General features: G+C 68.9%; 11 protein-coding genes. 5 read left to right on the forward strand and 6 right to left on the reverse strand.

Annotation, left to right across the window (positions count from 1 at the left end):
- Positions 1 to 4 precede the first annotated feature (4 nt).
- The 5 genes from ACZ5XO_RS12620 to ACZ5XO_RS12640 are packed head-to-tail and all read right to left on the reverse strand — an operon-like array spanning position 5 to position 5693.
- Positions 5 to 2323: a chemotaxis protein CheA gene (locus tag ACZ5XO_RS12620; RefSeq protein WP_464162684.1), complete on the reverse strand. Its 2319-nt coding sequence runs from the start codon at positions 2321 to 2323 to the stop codon at positions 5 to 7.
- 24 nt (positions 2324 to 2347) lie between these two features.
- A complete protein-coding gene (locus tag ACZ5XO_RS12625) occupies positions 2348 to 2713 on the reverse strand; it encodes a response regulator (RefSeq protein WP_312780796.1) in 366 nt (121 codons plus the stop codon).
- Positions 2710 to 2991 carry an STAS domain-containing protein gene (locus ACZ5XO_RS12630; RefSeq protein WP_464162685.1) on the reverse strand — a complete coding sequence of 94 codons (282 nt, stop codon included), beginning with the start codon at positions 2989 to 2991 and terminating at the stop codon, positions 2710 to 2712. Before ACZ5XO_RS12630 ends, ACZ5XO_RS12625 begins: the two co-directional genes overlap by 4 nt.
- Positions 2991 to 4931: a methyl-accepting chemotaxis protein gene (locus ACZ5XO_RS12635; protein WP_464162686.1), complete on the reverse strand. Its 1941-nt coding sequence runs from the start codon at positions 4929 to 4931 to the stop codon at positions 2991 to 2993. The genes ACZ5XO_RS12630 and ACZ5XO_RS12635 overlap by 1 nt, the downstream gene beginning before the upstream one ends.
- A 39-nt stretch (positions 4932 to 4970) precedes the next feature.
- Positions 4971 to 5693, reverse strand: a complete 723-nt coding sequence (locus ACZ5XO_RS12640; protein ID WP_464162687.1) for a TorF family putative porin — start codon at positions 5691 to 5693, stop codon at positions 4971 to 4973.
- A gap of 446 nt (positions 5694 to 6139) precedes the next feature.
- Between ACZ5XO_RS12640 and ACZ5XO_RS12645 the strand changes: the two genes are divergently transcribed.
- The 3 genes from ACZ5XO_RS12645 to ACZ5XO_RS12655 all read left to right on the forward strand — a co-directional run bounded on the left by ACZ5XO_RS12645 (position 6140) and on the right by ACZ5XO_RS12655 (position 9682).
- Positions 6140 to 7537: a sensor histidine kinase gene (locus ACZ5XO_RS12645; RefSeq protein ID WP_464162688.1), complete on the forward strand. Its 1398-nt coding sequence runs from the start codon at positions 6140 to 6142 to the stop codon at positions 7535 to 7537.
- A complete protein-coding gene (gene fixJ / locus ACZ5XO_RS12650; RefSeq protein WP_464162689.1) occupies positions 7534 to 8139 on the forward strand; it encodes a response regulator FixJ in 606 nt (201 codons plus the stop codon). Before ACZ5XO_RS12645 ends, fixJ begins: the two co-directional genes overlap by 4 nt.
- 97 nt (positions 8140 to 8236) lie before the next feature.
- The gene (locus ACZ5XO_RS12655; protein ID WP_464162690.1) at positions 8237 to 9682 is read left to right on the forward strand and encodes an NAD-dependent succinate-semialdehyde dehydrogenase; all 1446 of its coding nucleotides are present in this window, start codon (positions 8237 to 8239) and stop codon (positions 9680 to 9682) included.
- Between the two features lie 6 nt (positions 9683 to 9688).
- Here ACZ5XO_RS12655 and ACZ5XO_RS12660 read toward each other — a convergent pair whose 3' ends face one another.
- Positions 9689 to 9844, reverse strand: coding sequence for a hypothetical protein (locus ACZ5XO_RS12660; protein ID WP_464162691.1), 156 nt, complete (start codon positions 9842 to 9844; stop codon positions 9689 to 9691).
- A 250-nt stretch (positions 9845 to 10094) separates the two neighbouring features.
- Between ACZ5XO_RS12660 and ACZ5XO_RS12665 the strand changes: the two genes are divergently transcribed.
- On the forward strand, positions 10095 to 11765 hold the full coding sequence (locus ACZ5XO_RS12665) for an MFS transporter (protein WP_464162692.1): 1671 nt from the start codon (positions 10095 to 10097) through the stop codon (positions 11763 to 11765).
- Between the two features lie 98 nt (positions 11766 to 11863).
- Positions 11864 to 15238, forward strand: coding sequence for a hybrid sensor histidine kinase/response regulator (locus ACZ5XO_RS12670; protein ID WP_464162693.1), 3375 nt, complete (start codon positions 11864 to 11866; stop codon positions 15236 to 15238).
- The last annotated feature ends 108 nt before the right edge of the window (positions 15239 to 15346 follow it).

Genomic DNA, 15346 nt, shown 5'->3' on the forward strand with positions numbered 1-15346 from the left:
GGTCTCAGCTCGCCATCTTCAGTTCGGGGCGGTTGGATTTGCGGCGCCCGGCGATGACCAGGGCGTCGATGTCGAGGATCAGGGCGACGCTGCCGTCGCCCAGGATGGTCGCGGCGGAAACGCCGTCGACGTGGCGATAGTGGGTTTCCAGGCTCTTGATGACGACCTGGCGCTGGCCGTTGATGGCGTCCACGAGCAGGGCGGCGCGCGAGCCGGCCTCGGTCTCGACGATCATCACCACCCCGCCAGCCAGCGGCGTGGCGTCGTCGCGGAAGCCCATGACCCGTCCCACGTCCACCAGGGGCACGAACTCCTCGCGGAAGCGGATCACGGCGTCATGGCCGCCGACGTAATGGATATCCTCGACGCGCGGGGTCAAGCTTTCGACGATGGCCGACAGGGGTGCGACCAGGGTCTGATCGGCGGCCGACACCACCATGCCGTCCAGCACGGCCAGGGTCAGCGGCAGGCTGAGGGTGAAGGTCGAGCCCTTGCCCGGAACCGAGCTGATCGAGATGCGGCCGCCGAGCGCCTGGATCGAGCGCTTGACCACGTCCATGCCGACGCCCCGGCCCGAAACGTCGGTGACGGTCTCGGCGGTCGAGAAGCCCGGCAGGAAGATCAGGTTGTCGACCTCGTCGTCGGTCAGGACGGCGTCTTCGGCGATCAGGCCGCGCGCCACGGCGATGCCGCGCACGCGGGGACGGTTGATGCCTTTGCCGTCGTCGGCGATCTCGATGACGATCCGGCCCGAACGGTGCAGGGCGGCCAGACGCACCGTGCCCTCGGCGGGCTTGCCGGCGGCCTCGCGCTCCTCGGCGTTTTCCAGCCCGTGGTCGATGGCGTTGCGCAGCATGTGGGTGATGGGCTCGGCCAGACGTTCGACCACGGTCTTGTCGACCTCGGTGTCCTCGCCGGACGTGACCAGACGGACGCGCTTGCCGGTCATGTCGGCGACTTCGCGAACCAGACGAGGCATGCGCTGGAAGACCGATTTCACCGGCTGGGCGCGGATGGCCATGACGCTGTCCTGGATGTCCCGCGTCAGCAGTTCCAGGTCTTCCAGACCCAAGGCGATGTCGGACGACCGGGCCAGACCGCTCTCCATGACGCGCTGGGCCAGCATGGCCTGCTGGATGACCAGTTCGCCGACCACGTTGATCAGGCGATCGACCCGATCCAGATCGACGCGAATGGTCACCGGGGCGACGGCGGCCGGGGCCGAGGGCGTGGCGGCCAGAGTCGGAGCCGGAGCGGCGGGTGCGACCGGCTTGGGCGCGGCGGCGACAGGCGCGACAGGCGCGGGCGCAGGCGGGGGCGCGGCAGGCGCGACAGGGGCCGGGGCGGCGACGACCGGAGCGGGCGCGGGCGCCTCGACCGGCGCGGCGGCCTTGGCCAGCAGGGCGGCGATGTCGATCTCAGGCTCGGCGGGGCGCGCGTCCAGAACCGGCAGCGGCGGCAGCGAGGCCTCGACCGCAGGCTGGGCGCCGCCCAGGGCGGTGATGCTCAGGTCGCAGTCCATCTCGACGAAGTCGAAGACGTCGCGCACGGCCGCCTCGGCCACGTCGCCCGACAGCTCGATCGTCCAGATCAGGTGGGCGTCCTCGGCGTCCAGGGCGTCCAGCGACGGCAGCCCGCTGTCGTCCAGCTCGACCGAGGTCGGGCCCAGACGCGCCAGTTCGCGCAGCAGCAGGCTGACGTCGTTGGCGCTGGCGTAAAGACGCGGATGCGGACGGAAGACGATCCGCCAGCCGGCCGTCGCGACGGCGGCGCTCGCCGTCTCCAGCGAGGGCAGGCCCAGCGGCGGCAGGTCCAGAGACGGCAGCCCGGCCGGAGCGCCGAAGTCGGCCAGATCCAGCGTCAGGGGCGTGAAGCCGAAATCGTCTTCATCGGCGGCGACGACCGGCGCCGGGGCGACCGAGGCGGCCTGGCCGTGGGTCAGGACTTCCAGCTCGGCGACCAGGCCAGCGGAGCGCGCGGCGTCCACCGGCGCGCCGGTCCCCTGCGCGGCGGCGATATGGTCGGCCAGGACGTCGGAGGCGCGCAACAGGGTCTTGATCGTGACGTCGTCGCAATCCTTGCGGCCCGAGCGCAGCTCGTCCATCAGGGTCTCGAAGACGTGGGCGAAGCGGACCAGGTCTTCGAGACCAAAGGCCCCTGCCCCGCCCTTGACCGAGTGGACGGCGCGGAAGACGGCGTTGATCGTCTCGATGTCGCCGTCGCCGGTCTCCAGCGCCAGCAGATTGGCTTCCAGATCGCCCAGCAGCTCGCTGCATTCCTGGAAGAAGGTGACCTTGATGGTCTCGAACGGATCGTCGCTCATCCTGTAGTCCTCAATCCTCTAGGCTCAGGCCGCGACGCGACGAACAGCGTCGACCAGCTTGGCCGGGTCGAAGGGTTTGACGATCCAGCCGGTGGCCCCGGCCTCGCGGGCGCGCTGCTTCTTGGCGGCGTCGCTCTCGGTGGTCAGGACCAGAACCGGGGTGGCCTTGTGGTTGGGGTCGGCGCGCATGCCCTCGATGAAGCCGAAGCCGTCCATGCGGGGCATGTTGATGTCGGTGATGACGATGTCGGGGTTTTCGGCCCGCAGCACCTCCAGACCGTGGACCCCGTCCTCGGCCTGAACCACGCGATAGCCGGCGTCTTTCAGCGCCAGCATCAGCATGTCCCGCATGGTGCGGGAATCATCGACGGTCAGAATGGTCTTGGTCACGCGAGTTGTCCTTGCGGAGCGAGGTCCGCGGCGGAGGCCCCGAAGGCGCTCCATTGCGAGGCCAGGGCCTCGGAAACATTGATGAAGGTCAAGGCCTGACCGTCGGCGCGCCAGGTCGCCAGCGCCGACAGCAGGACCTGAAGGCAGAGGCCGCCCAGACGCTCGACGGCCGAGGCGTCCAGGGTCGCCTCCTGGCCGCGCACGGCCAGGAGTTGCGCCTTCAGGGGCTCGGCCGCGCGCAGGTCAAGCACGGCCGAAAGCGCGATCAGGTTCGACATCAGAACTCTTCCCAGCCGTCTTCGACCGGTTGCGCCTTGAGGGCGGCGCCGCCGCGACCGACGGTCTTGAGCGCGGCGATGGTCTGGGCCACCGGTTCCGGGGTGCGGACCGGAGCGGGAGCCGCGACCGGAGCCGGCTTGGGCGCGGCGACCGGCGCCGTCGCCTGACCGGTGCGGAAGCGCGACACCGAGGCGGCCAGGACGTCGGCCTCCTGGGCCAGGGAGTGGCTGGCCGCGGTCGATTCCTCGACCATGGCGGCGTTCTGCTGGGTCACCTGATCCATCTGGTTCACGGCGGTGTTGACCTGTTGCAGGCCGGTGGCCTGCTCCTGGGCCGAGGCCGAGATTTCGCTCACCAGACCGTCGATCTCCGCCACGCGGCTGACGATGCGCTGCAGGGCTTCGCCGGTCTGGCCGACCAGGGTCACCCCCGCCCCGACCTGCTGGCCCGAGGCCGAGATCAGGGTCTTGATCTCCTTGGCGGCTTCGGCCGAGCGCTGGGCCAGGGCCCGCACTTCCGAGGCGACCACGGCGAAGCCGCGACCAGCGTCGCCCGCACGGGCGGCTTCGACGCCCGCGTTCAGGGCCAGGAGGTTGGTCTGGAAGGCGATCTCGTCGATGACGCCGATGATGTCGCCGATCTGGTTGGACGAGGATTCGATCTGGCTCATGGCGGCGACGGCGTCGCGCACCACCTGACCGCTCTTCTCGGCGTCGCCGCGCGCGGCCTGGACCACGCCGGACGCCTGACGGGCGCCGTCGGCGGTCTTGTTCACCGTGGCGGTGATCTCATCCAGGGCGGCGGCGGTCTCTTCCAGCGAGGCGGCCTGCTGTTCGGTGCGACGCGACAGGTCGTCCGAGGCTTGGCTGATCTCGCTGGAGCCCGAACGGATGGCGGCGACGTTGGACACAACCACCGAAACAGCCTGCTCCAGCTGCGAGATGGCGGCGTTGAAGTCGCTCTTCAGCTGCTCGGCCTTGGGGGCGACCTGGGCCGTCATGCGGTGGGTCAGGTCGCCGCCGGCCATGGCCTGCAGGCCCTCGGCCAGGGCGGTGATGGCGACGCGGTCCTCCTCGGCGGCGCGGGCCTTCTCGGCTTCGACGCGGGCGCGCTCTTCCTCGGCGGCGGCGCGCTGGGCCACGGCCTCGGCTTCCAGACGGGCGTTGGCGATGGCCGCGTCCTTGAAGGCGACGACGGCGGCGGCCATCTGACCGACCTCGTCCTTGCGGCCCATGGCCGGGACGATGATCGAGGTGTCGCCGCCGGCCAGTCGACGCATGGCCGAGGTCATCGACAGCAGGGGCTTGCCGAGCAGGTTGGTCAGCATGAAGGCCATGGCGGCGGCGATGATCAGGGCCAGGACGACCCCGCCGATCAGCACCATTCGCACCGACTTGGCGACGGAATCCTGGATCTCGCCATAGACGCGGCTCTGTTGCGCCTTCTCTTCGACCAGGGTTTCCAGCGCGTCCTCCGCCGGGCTGATATACTTGTCCGCAGCGCCTTCACGGCCGACCATGGCCACGGCCTGGCCATAGGTCGCGGAGTCGGCGACCAGCACGCGTCCGGTCTCGACCACGTTCCGGGTCCATTCGGCGGCGGCGGCGCGGGCGGCGCGGACTTCATCCTCGCTGGCGCGGTCCAGCTGGGTGATCCGGTCCAGGCTCTTGCCGAAATTCTCGCCGTGAGCGGACAGACGCTCCAGGTAATAGGGATCACGCGACAGCAGGAAGCCGCGATAGCTGCTCTCCTGGCGCGCCAGATAGAATTTGGCGGACTCGGCCTCGCGCTGCACGGCGGAGGCGCGCACGCGGTCCATGCGCGCCTTCTCCAGCGCATTGACCTGCATGAAGACCGTGCCGCCCATGGCGACGATGGCCAGGATGACCACGGCGAAGGCCGCCATCAGTTTTCTTTCGATCTTCAGATCGTTCAACATGCTCATCTTCTCTTCCCCCCGGAATTCGGTTCAATCGGCTCAGAGCGCGAACGTCAGCGCGCCCACCAGGCGGCCGTCGTAGTTCTCGCCCAGGGCGTGGCTGTCGGTGTCGTACCAGCGCAGATCAGCCGACAGCTTGTCGGTCAGCTTGTGCTTCACGCCGATGTTCCATGCGGCGTATTCGGCCCCGCCGTCGGCGGTGCGGTCGGCGATGGCGACCGAGGCCCTGGTCCTGGGTCCGACCGAAACCGTGCCCTGTAGTTCGACCCACCAGGCTTCCTTGGTCCCGGCGAAGCCGTCGAGCGTATAGTTGACGCGCAGGCGGGTGTTGACCGGTCCCAGCTTGCGCGAGGCGTCGGCCTGATATTCCCAGTAGTTGGCGTCGACGCCGGCGCGGGTGCCGGGCAGGTCGCGGTTCACCACCGAGAAGTCGAACTTGTAGCCGGCCGCCTCGGGGCGCCAACCGATGGCGCTGACGATCTCGGCGTCCGAGCCTTGCGACAGCTTGGCGCTGGAAACAAAGACGCTGGCGTAGAAGTCGCCGCTGGACGCTTCAACCGAGCCGTTGAAGCTGGGGTCGCCGGCGCTCTTGCCCAGGCCCTTGCCGACATATTGGCTGGCGACGCCGATCTGGGCTTCGAATTCGGGCGGCTGAATGGATTGCGCCTGCACGGCGCCGGCGCCCATCGCCACGGCGAAGCCGGCAATGAGCGGAATGATGGCGGCGCCGTTCTGGCGCGTTACGCAACGCTGTTCGAGCATTTTTACCTCAATGATCCTGAGGTTCTGTTTGACCGAACAAGCGTAGATTTTTGTAAATCAGCGACTACGTAGAAATCCGCACATCGTCAGATGTCGGACGGGCCGTCGCGCCGACGCCGGCTCCCGGCCCAGGGACGCAGAAGCAGACGCTTCAGAGTTAACGACAGAAAATCTACGCTTTAGTAATGGACATTTTTTCGCCACTATATAATCCGGCGACAAAGATCGAACATCAACACGCTTGCCCAAAGGTCGTAGTTAACGTCGTGTTGCGAAACGTCCCGCCTGTGTATAGAAGGCCCGCCGCGGCCGGATACGCACAATGACGGATCGCAGCCCTCTCTGTCAGTATTCCAAAAGTCCGAGGACCACCCCCCATTCAACCGGTGATGGAAAGCCTGCTATCTGCCGCCAGCGCCGTGTCGCGCCGGCGTTGGAGCGGTGTCTTGCTGGCGATCGTCGCGGTCAGCGGCGCCGTCGGCTTCCGAAGCCTGCTGGAGGGGCTGGGTCAGTTCTACTATCTGCCCATGGTCCCGGCCGTCATGATCACGGCCCTGCTGGCGCGACGACCGGCCACGGCCCTGGCCGTCGCCCTGTCCATCGCCGTCAACCTGGTCCTGGTGCCGCGCGAGAGTCTGACCGATGCGGCGACCAACGCCGTCCTGTTCGCCAGCGTCTCCTGGATTCTGGCGGAACTGTGCTGGGCCTTTCGGGCGCAGGACGGCCAGCGCCGCGATCTGGCGCGGGAGTTGGCCGCCAAGGACGCCATCCTGAACACCGCCCTGGCCTCGGTGCCGGTGGTGATGCTGACCGCCAATGGCGCGATCCAGCGCCTGAACCCCGCCGCCGCCGCGCTATTCGCCCTTGACGACAAGGCCGCGCGCGGGCGTCCGTTCAGCGAACTGGCGCCCGGCTTCGACCTGACCGCCATCCTGACGGACAAGAAGGCCGGCGGTTCGCTGGAGGCCAAGGACGGTCACTGGACCGGTCTGCGTCCCGACGGCGCCAGCTTTCCGCTGAGCATCCAGTACGGTCTGGTGCCGGCCTCGACCGGGGGCGAACTGGTCGCCCTGTGCCTGACCGACCTCAGCCGCTGGCACGCCGCCGACGCCCAGGCCCGTGAACTGCACGCCCAGTTGAACAAGGTCTGGCGCCTCAACTCCCTGGGTGAAATGGCCGCCACCCTGGCCCACGAACTGAACCAGCCCTTGAGCGCCGCCGCCACCTATCTGCACGCGAGCCAGGTGGACATGGAAAGGGCCGGCGCCCTCGGCGACAGCGCCCTGCGCACCGTCGAACTGGCCAAGGGCCAGCTTTTGCGAGCCGGCAAGATCATCCGCCGCATGCGCGAGCTGCTGACGCTGGAAGCGCGCAAGCTGGACAGCGAACGCGCCTCGTCCATGGTCGAGGACCTGAACCCTATTCTGACCATGATCGGATCCGCCCGAGGCGTCGCCATTCGCCTGGACATGGCCGCCGAGGACGACCGGGTTCTGGCCGAGCGCATCCAGTTCCAGCAGGCCATGGTCAATCTGACCCGCAACGCGGTTGAAGCGGTCGGCGACCGTCCGTCGCCGGAAGTGCTCATCATCGGCCGCGCGATCTCGGACACCCATTATAGCGTCAGCGTCGAAGACAACGGCCCCGGAATTCCCGACGACCAGATCGAGCGCATCTTCCAGCCGCTCACCACCACCAAGACCGGCGGCATGGGCCTGGGCCTGTCCGTCACCCGCACCATAGTCGAAAGCCACGGCGGACGACTGCAAGTCGCGAGAAGCGCGCTGGGGGGCGCCGCCTTCTCGTTCAACCTCAACCGAGAATCGAGCGTCGAGAACGCATGAGCCTCCACTCCGTCTTCATCATCGACGACGACGCCGCCGTCCGCGATTCCCTGCTGATGCTGCTGCGCGGCGAAGGCATCCGGGCCCGCGGTTTCGCCAGCGGCGTCGACTTCTTCAACAACCTGCCCGAGGACGCCACCGCCTGCGTCATCACCGATGTGCGCATGCCGGACATGGACGGCGACGAGGTCGTCCGTCGCCTGGCCCAGTTGCGCGGCCACGCCTGGCCCGTCATCGTCATAACCGGCCACGCCGACGTGCCCATGGCGGTGCAGATGATGAAGGCCGGCATCGTCGACTTCATCGAAAAGCCCTTTGATCCGCGCCGACTGATCGAAACCGTGCGCGGCTGCCTGGCCCGACTGAACGACGTCGGCCATGAACAGGCCGCTCGCGTGGCCGCCGAACAGCGACTGACCCGCCTGACCCCGCGCGAACGCCAGGTCTTCGACGCCCTGATCCACGGCCACTCGAACAAGGCCATCGCCCTGGAGCTGGACATCAGTCCGCGCACCGTCGAGGTCTTCCGCGCCAAGGTCATGACCAAGATGGAGGCCGACAGCCTGTCCGCCCTGGTCCGTCTGGGGATGACCCTGGGCTAGGCGACCGCCTTGCTCCGGCCCTTGGACATTTCATCGTCTTGCAGCTGCGGGCTTTGCGGCGCGTTATGACGGCTCCCCTCTCGTCAGGAGCCGCCCCATGTCCGATCCCGCCCGCTTGATCCGCACCCAGGCCTATGTCGACGGCCGCTGGATCGACGCCGACGGCGGCGGAACCTTTGAGGTGACCAACCCGGCCACGGGCGAGGTGCTGGCCACGGTTCCAGACATGGGCGCACACGAGACTCGCAGCGCCGTCGCCGCCGCCGAGGCCGCGATGAAGCCCTGGGCCGCGAAGACAGCGGGGGAACGCGCCCGCATCCTGCGCCGCTGGTTCGACCTGATGATGAGCGAACAGGACGCCCTGGGCCGCCTGCTGACCCGCGAACAGGGCAAGAGCCTGACCGAGGCCAGGGGCGAGATCGCCTACGCCGCCAGCTTCATCGAATGGTTCGCCGAGGAGGGAAAGCGGACCTATGGCGAAGTCATCCCGACCCATGACGCCGGCAAGCGGCTGATGACCCTGCGCCAGCCGGTCGGGGTGGTGGGGGCCATCACGCCGTGGAACTTCCCCGCCGCCATGATCACCCGCAAGGTCGGCCCGGCCCTGGCCGCCGGCTGCGCCGTGGTGCTGAAGCCCGCCAGCCAGACGCCGCTGACCGCCCTGGCCCTGGCCGTGCTGGCGGAAGAGGCGGGCCTGCCGGCCGGCCTGTTCAACGTCGTCACCGGCTCGGCCTCGGCCATCGGCGGCGAACTGACGTCCAACCAGGCGGTGCGCAAGATCAGCTTCACGGGGTCCACGGAAATCGGCCGCCTGCTGATGCAGCAGTCGTCGCAGACCATCAAGAAGATGAGCCTGGAGCTGGGCGGCAACGCCCCCTTCCTGGTCTTCGACGACGCCGATGTGGACGCCGCCGTGGCGGGCGCCGTGGCCTCGAAGTACCGCAACGCGGGCCAGACCTGCGTCTGCACCAACCGCTTCTATGTCCAGGCCGCCGTCCACGACGAATTCGTCGCCAAGCTGACCCGGGCCACGCAGGCGCTGAAGGTCGGAAACGGCCTGGACGACGGCGTCCAGATCGGCCCCCTGATCGACGAGAAGGCGGTGAAGAAGGTCGAGGAGCACGTCGCCGACGCCCTGGCCAAGGGCGCAAGCCTGCTGACCGGCGGCCAGCGTCACGCCCTGGGCATGACCTTCTTCCAGCCGACGGTCCTGTCGGGCGTGACCCAGGACATGCAGATGTGCCGCGAGGAGACCTTCGGCCCCGTCTCGGGCGTGGTCCGCTTCGAGACGGAAGAGCAAGGGATCGCCCTGGCCAACGACACCATCTTCGGTCTGGCCGGCTATTTCTACGCCCGCGACCTGAGTCGCGTCTGGCGCGTGGCCGAGGCGCTGGAGACCGGCATGATCGGCGTCAACACCGGCCTGATCTCGACCGAGGTCGCGCCCTTTGGCGGCATCAAGCAGTCGGGCCTGGGGCGCGAAGGCTCCAGCCACGGCATCGAGGACTACCTGGAGATCAAATACCTCTGCATGGGGCTGTAAGCCCGATCAGTCCTCGGACGGTTCGGTCTCGCCGCCCTCGGCGCGGCCGGCCGCCTTGGCGGCGCGCTTGGCGGCTTTCGCCGCCGCCTTGGCCTCGGCCTTCTTGGCCTCCGCGCGTTCGCGTTCCTGTCGTTCGAAGCTGTAGTTGGGCTTGCGGGCCATGGATGTCCTCTCGCGCCAAGGTCGCCGAACAGCGACGCCAAGTCTTCATGTGATGCCTGTCGCGGCCCGGGACAACACGGAAACGCCCGCGCGCCACGGATTTCGCATCCCACACGGACGATAGACGCCGTTCGACCAAAGTCGCTCTCTCCAAAACCCGCGACCTGCTGTCACTCTCCCTTTCGACGATCCGGCCACAGGATCGCGAGGAAACGGCCGCGCCACGCGGCCATACAGGAAGGGACTGCCCATGACCGACCGCACCGTGGGTGCGGCGGAGGGCGCGGAGCACACGGTCGACAAGAACGACCGGCTGGTGATCCTTGCGTCGTCCGTCGGCACCGTCATCGAATGGTACGACTTCTATCTCTACGGCTCTCTGGCCGCGATCATCTCGGCCCAGTTCTTCTCGGGCGTGAACGAGACCACCGGCTTCATCTTCGCCCTGATGGCCTTCGCCGCAGGCTTCGCGGTGCGTCCGTTCGGGGCCATCGTCTTCGGGCGCATGGGCGACCTGTGGGGACGCAAGAACACCTTCCTGGTCACCATGCTGCTGATGGGCCTGTCGACCTTCGTCGTCGGCCTGCTGCCGCCCTATGCGGCCATCGGCATCGCCGCACCGATCATTCTGGTGCTGATGCGTCTGATCCAGGGTCTGGCGCTCGGCGGCGAATACGGCGGGGCCGCCACCTACGTCGCCGAGCACGCCCCGCACGGCAAGCGCGGCTTCTACACCTCCTTCATCCAGATCACCGCCACCGTGGGCCTGCTGCTCAGCCTGATGGTCATTCTGGGCGTCCGCTTCGCCGTGGGCGAGGAAGCCTTCGTCAGCTGGGGCTGGCGCATCCCCTTCATCGTCTCGATCCTGCTGCTGGGCGTGAGCCTGTGGATCCGCCTGAAGCTGTCGGAAAGCCCGGCCTTCAAGCGCATGAAGGCCGAAGGCAAGGGCTCGACCACGCCCCTGAAGGACAGCTTCATGAAGTGGCCGAACCTGAAGCTGGTGCTGATCGCCCTGTTCGGTCTCGCCGCCGGTCAGGCCGTGGTCTGGTACACGGGTCAGTTCTACGCCCTCTTCTTCCTCGAGAAGACGCTGAAGGTCGATCCGGCCCTGTCGAACATCCTGATCGCCGCCGCCCTGGCCCTGGCCACGCCCTTCTTCGTCTTCTTCGGCTGGCTGTCGGACAAGATCGGGCGCAAGCCCATCATCCTGGTCGGCTGCCTGCTGGCCGCCCTGACCTACTTCCCGCTGTTCAACGCCCTGACCGGCGCGGCCAACCCGCGTCTGGCCGCCGCCGCCGCCTCGGCGCCGGTGACCGTCTACGCCGACCCGGCCGACTGCCACTTCCAGTTCGACCCCGTGGGCAAGACCGTCTTCAACAGCTCGTGCGATCTGGCCAAGACCCATCTGGCCAAGGCCGGCGTCACCTATGTCAACGAAGCCGCTCCCGCCGGAACCGTGGCCCAGGTCCGCATCGGCGACCGCGTGGTCGACAGCTTCAACGGCAAGGTCCTGGCCAAGGCCGACTTCGACGCCCAGAAGAAGACCTGGGACGCCGGTCTGACCGCCGCCCTGACCGAGGCCGGCTATCCGGCCAAGGCCGACAGCGCCCTGGTCAACAAGCCCATGGTGATCGGCATCCTGTTCCTGCTGGTCCTCTATGTGACCATGGTCTACGGCCCGATCGCCGCCGCCCTGGTCGAGATGTTCCCGACCAAGGTGCGCTACACCTCCATGTCCCTGCCCTATCACATCGGCAACGGCTGGTTCGGCGGCTTCCTGCCGACCACGGCCTTCGCCATGGTCGCGGCCACGGGCAATATCTACTACGGCCTCTGGTATCCCATCGCCATCGCGGTGCTGACCCTGATCATCGGCGTCCTCTTCGTGAAGGAAGGCAAGGATGTGAACATCCACGACTGAGGTCGATAAACTTCGCCAACCTGCAGGGGCGGTCCGGTTTCCGGCCGCCCCTCTTTTTGTTCTTGTCCCACAGCCCCGCTCCGTCCCAGATGCCGGTCATGTTCAGCCTCGCGACCCTGGCCCTGGTGGCCGCCTATATGGCCGTCCTGTTCGCGGTGGCCTGGTGGTACGAACGGCCGTCGATCAAGACGCGCGGCGGGGCGCTGGGACCGTCGCTCTACGCCCTGTCCCTGGCCATCTACTGCACCTCCTGGACCTATTACGGCGCCGTGGGGACGGCGGCGCGCTCGGCCTGGGAATACCTGCCCATCTATATCGGTCCGGCGCTCGGGGTGACGGTGCTGTTCCCGCTGTGGAAACGGATCGCGGCGGCGGCCCGGCGCGAGAACGTCGGCTCGATGGCCGACTTCATCTCCTCGCGCTACGGCAAGAGTCCGGCGCTCGGCGCGGCGGTCGCCGCCGTCGCCATCCTGGGGTCCCTGCCCTATATCGCGCTTCAGCTGAAATCCCTGTCGATGGCCGGCGAGATGCTGACCGAGGGGACGCCGGTCGCCGGCTCCGAGAGCCTGACGGTGCTGGTCATGGCCGGGGTTCTGGCCGGGTTCGCCATCCTGTTCGGGGCGCGCCGTCCCGACCTGACCGAGCACAACCGCGGCCTGATCCAGGCCATCGGCATCGAGTCCATCGTCAAGCTGGCCGCTCTGCTGGCGGTGGCGATCTTCGCCCTGATGCTGCTGCGCCATGCGCCCGCCTCCGCCGACGTGACCGTCAGCCTGGGCGAGCTGGCGCGCTGGCCCGATCTGGACGGGCGCTTCTGGGCCATCGTCCTGGTGGCGACCCTGGCCATCTTCTGCCTGCCGCGTCAGTTCCACGTCGCCTTCGTCGAGGGCGGGGATCCGGCCCAGGTGCGGCGCGCGCGCTGGATCTTTCCGCTTTACCTGCTGCTGACCAGTCTGGCCGTCCTTCCCCTGGTGGCGGCGGGCGGTCTGTTCGCGCCCAGCGTCAATCCCGACCTGCTGGTCCTGGCCCTGCCGCTGAACAGCGGACATTCGACCCTGACGGCCATCGTCTTCGTCGGCGGCTTCTCGGCCGCGACCGCCATGGTCATCGTCGAGGCCGTGGCCCTGTCGGCCATGGTGTCCAACAACCTGGTCCTGCCCTTGCTGGCCGCCGAACGCCGCCGTCGCGGCGAACGCGCCGGAGACATGGCCCGCGCCATCCTGAACATCCGCCGGGTGGCCATCGTCGCCCTGCTGCTGATGGCCTGGGTCTATTATCAGGCCATGGACCAGTCCAGCGGACTGGCGGCCATGGGGCTGGTCTCCTTCGCCGCCCTGGCCCAGTTGGCCCCCGCCCTGTTCGGCGCGGTGCTGTGGCGCGGCGGGCGTTCGCGCGGGGCCCTGGCGGGGCTGATCGTCGGCATGACGGTCTGGCTGGTCATGCTGGCGGCGCCGCAACTGGCGCCCGGCTTCGGCCTGAACGTTCCGGCCATGCTGGGACTGGCCGACCCGTTCGCGGCGGGGGTCTTCCTCAGCCTGACCCTGAACCTCGGGGTCTTCGTCGCCGTGTCCAGGCTGGGGACCCCGCGTCTGATCGACCGGGTCCAGGCCCGCGCCTTCGTCGATCGGCTGGGGCCGGACTGGATGGAGGGGCGCGGGGCCTCCGCCGGGGCCTCGGTCGGAGACCTGAAGGCCCTGGTCGCCCGTTTCATCGGCGACGAACGCGCCGAGCGCGCCTTCGCCGCCTGGGCGCGCGAGACCGACCGCAAGCTGCGTGACGCCGACCCGGCCGACGCCGGCCTGGCCCGCGCCGCCGAGCGGATGCTGGCGGGGGCGGTCGGCGCCGCCTCGGCCCGGCGGGTCATCGCCGCCGCCCTGGCCGCCGGAGGGCGCGCGCCCGAGGACGTGGTGCGGATGCTGGACGAGGCCTCGCAGGCGGTCCAGTTCAACCGCGACCTGCTGCAGACCACGCTGGACAACATCGACCAGGGCGTCAGCGTGGTGGACGAGGACCTGCGCCTGACCGCCTGGAACCGTCGCTATGTCGAGATGTTCGACCTGCCCGTCGGCTTCGTCCACGTCGGCCTGCCCATCGCCGCCGTCTATCGCCTGAACGCCGAGCGGGGCGAGACCGAGGCGGGCGACATCGAGGCCTGGATCGAGCGGCGGCTGGAGGCCCTGTCGCGCCGCATCCCCCACGACCATGAACGCGAACAGCCGGACGGCCGCATCCTGCGCTCCTCCGGCGCCCCCATCCCCGGCGGGGGCTACGCCACCAGCTATACCGACATCACCGCCCTGCGCCGCGCCGCCCGCGATCTGGAAGAGGCCAACGAGCGACTGGAGGCCCGCGTCGCCGACCGCACCGAACGACTGGAGGAGGCCCGCCGTCTGGCCGAGGACGCCACGGCGTCCAAGACCCGCTTCCTGGCCGCCGCCAGCCACGACCTGTTGCAGCCCCTGCACGCCGCGCGCCTGTTCATCGCCGCCCTGAAGGAGGAGCCTTCGCTGGCTCCGGGGTCGGCCGGTCGCGGGCTGGCGACCAACGCCGACCGTTCGATCGACAGCGCTCACCGCCTGCTGACCGCCCTGCTCAACCTGTCCAAGCTGGAAGCGGGCGGGGTCCAGCCCGCCGTGGCCCCCCTGTCGCTGGACGCCCTGTTCGCCGAACTGCGCCGCGAGTTCGCCCCCATGGCCCGCGCCAAGGGGCTGCGCCTGACCGTCATGCGCTCCGGACTGTGGGTCGCCTCCGACCCCGACCTGCTGAGGTCGATGCTGCAAAACCTGACGGCCAACGCCATCCGCTACACCGACCGGGGCCGGGTTCTGGTCGGGGCCCGGCGCGACGGCGACGCGGTGCAGATGCTGGTCTGCGACACCGGACGCGGCATTCCCGACGCCGACCGCGAAAACGTCTTCGGCGAGTTCGTGCGCCTGCCCGGCGCTCCGGTGGACGAGCCCGGCGCCGGTCTGGGCCTGGCCATCGTGCAGAAGCTGTCGGACCTGTTGCGACATCCGCTGTCGATGGCGTCGCGCGTGGGACAGGGCACCACCTTCCGCATCAGCGCGCCGCGCGCCGCCGCCCTCGGCGCGACCGCTCTTCCCGCCGAAGGCGACGCCCGCCTGCCGCTGGCCGGGCTGCGGGTCCTGTGCGTGGACAACGAACCCGCCATCCTCGACGCCCTGACGGCCCTGCTCAGCCGCTGGGGCGCCCAGACGACGACGGCGCGCACCGTGGCCGACGGCATCGCGGCGGCAGGACCGTTCGACGCGGCCCTGGTCGATCTGCACCTGGGCGACGGGGCGGACGGATTGACGGTGGTGGACGCCCTGCGCGCGCGCGGCCTGCGCCGCATCGGACTGGTGACCGCCGACACGCGAGAAGGTCTGAAGGAAACCGCGACGGCGGCGGGCGCGACCCTGCTGCCCAAGCCGGTCAAGCCGGCGGCGCTGAAGGCGTTTCTGTCGCGCTGACTCTTTCCTCCCTGTCGCGCAGCGATGGGGAGGTGGATCGGACGCGAAGCGGACGAGACGGAGGGGGCGGCGCGGTCGCTCGCCTCATCTGCGTTTCACATCTCAGAC

It is taken from the genome of Brevundimonas sp. T2-11 (assembly GCF_055397675.1).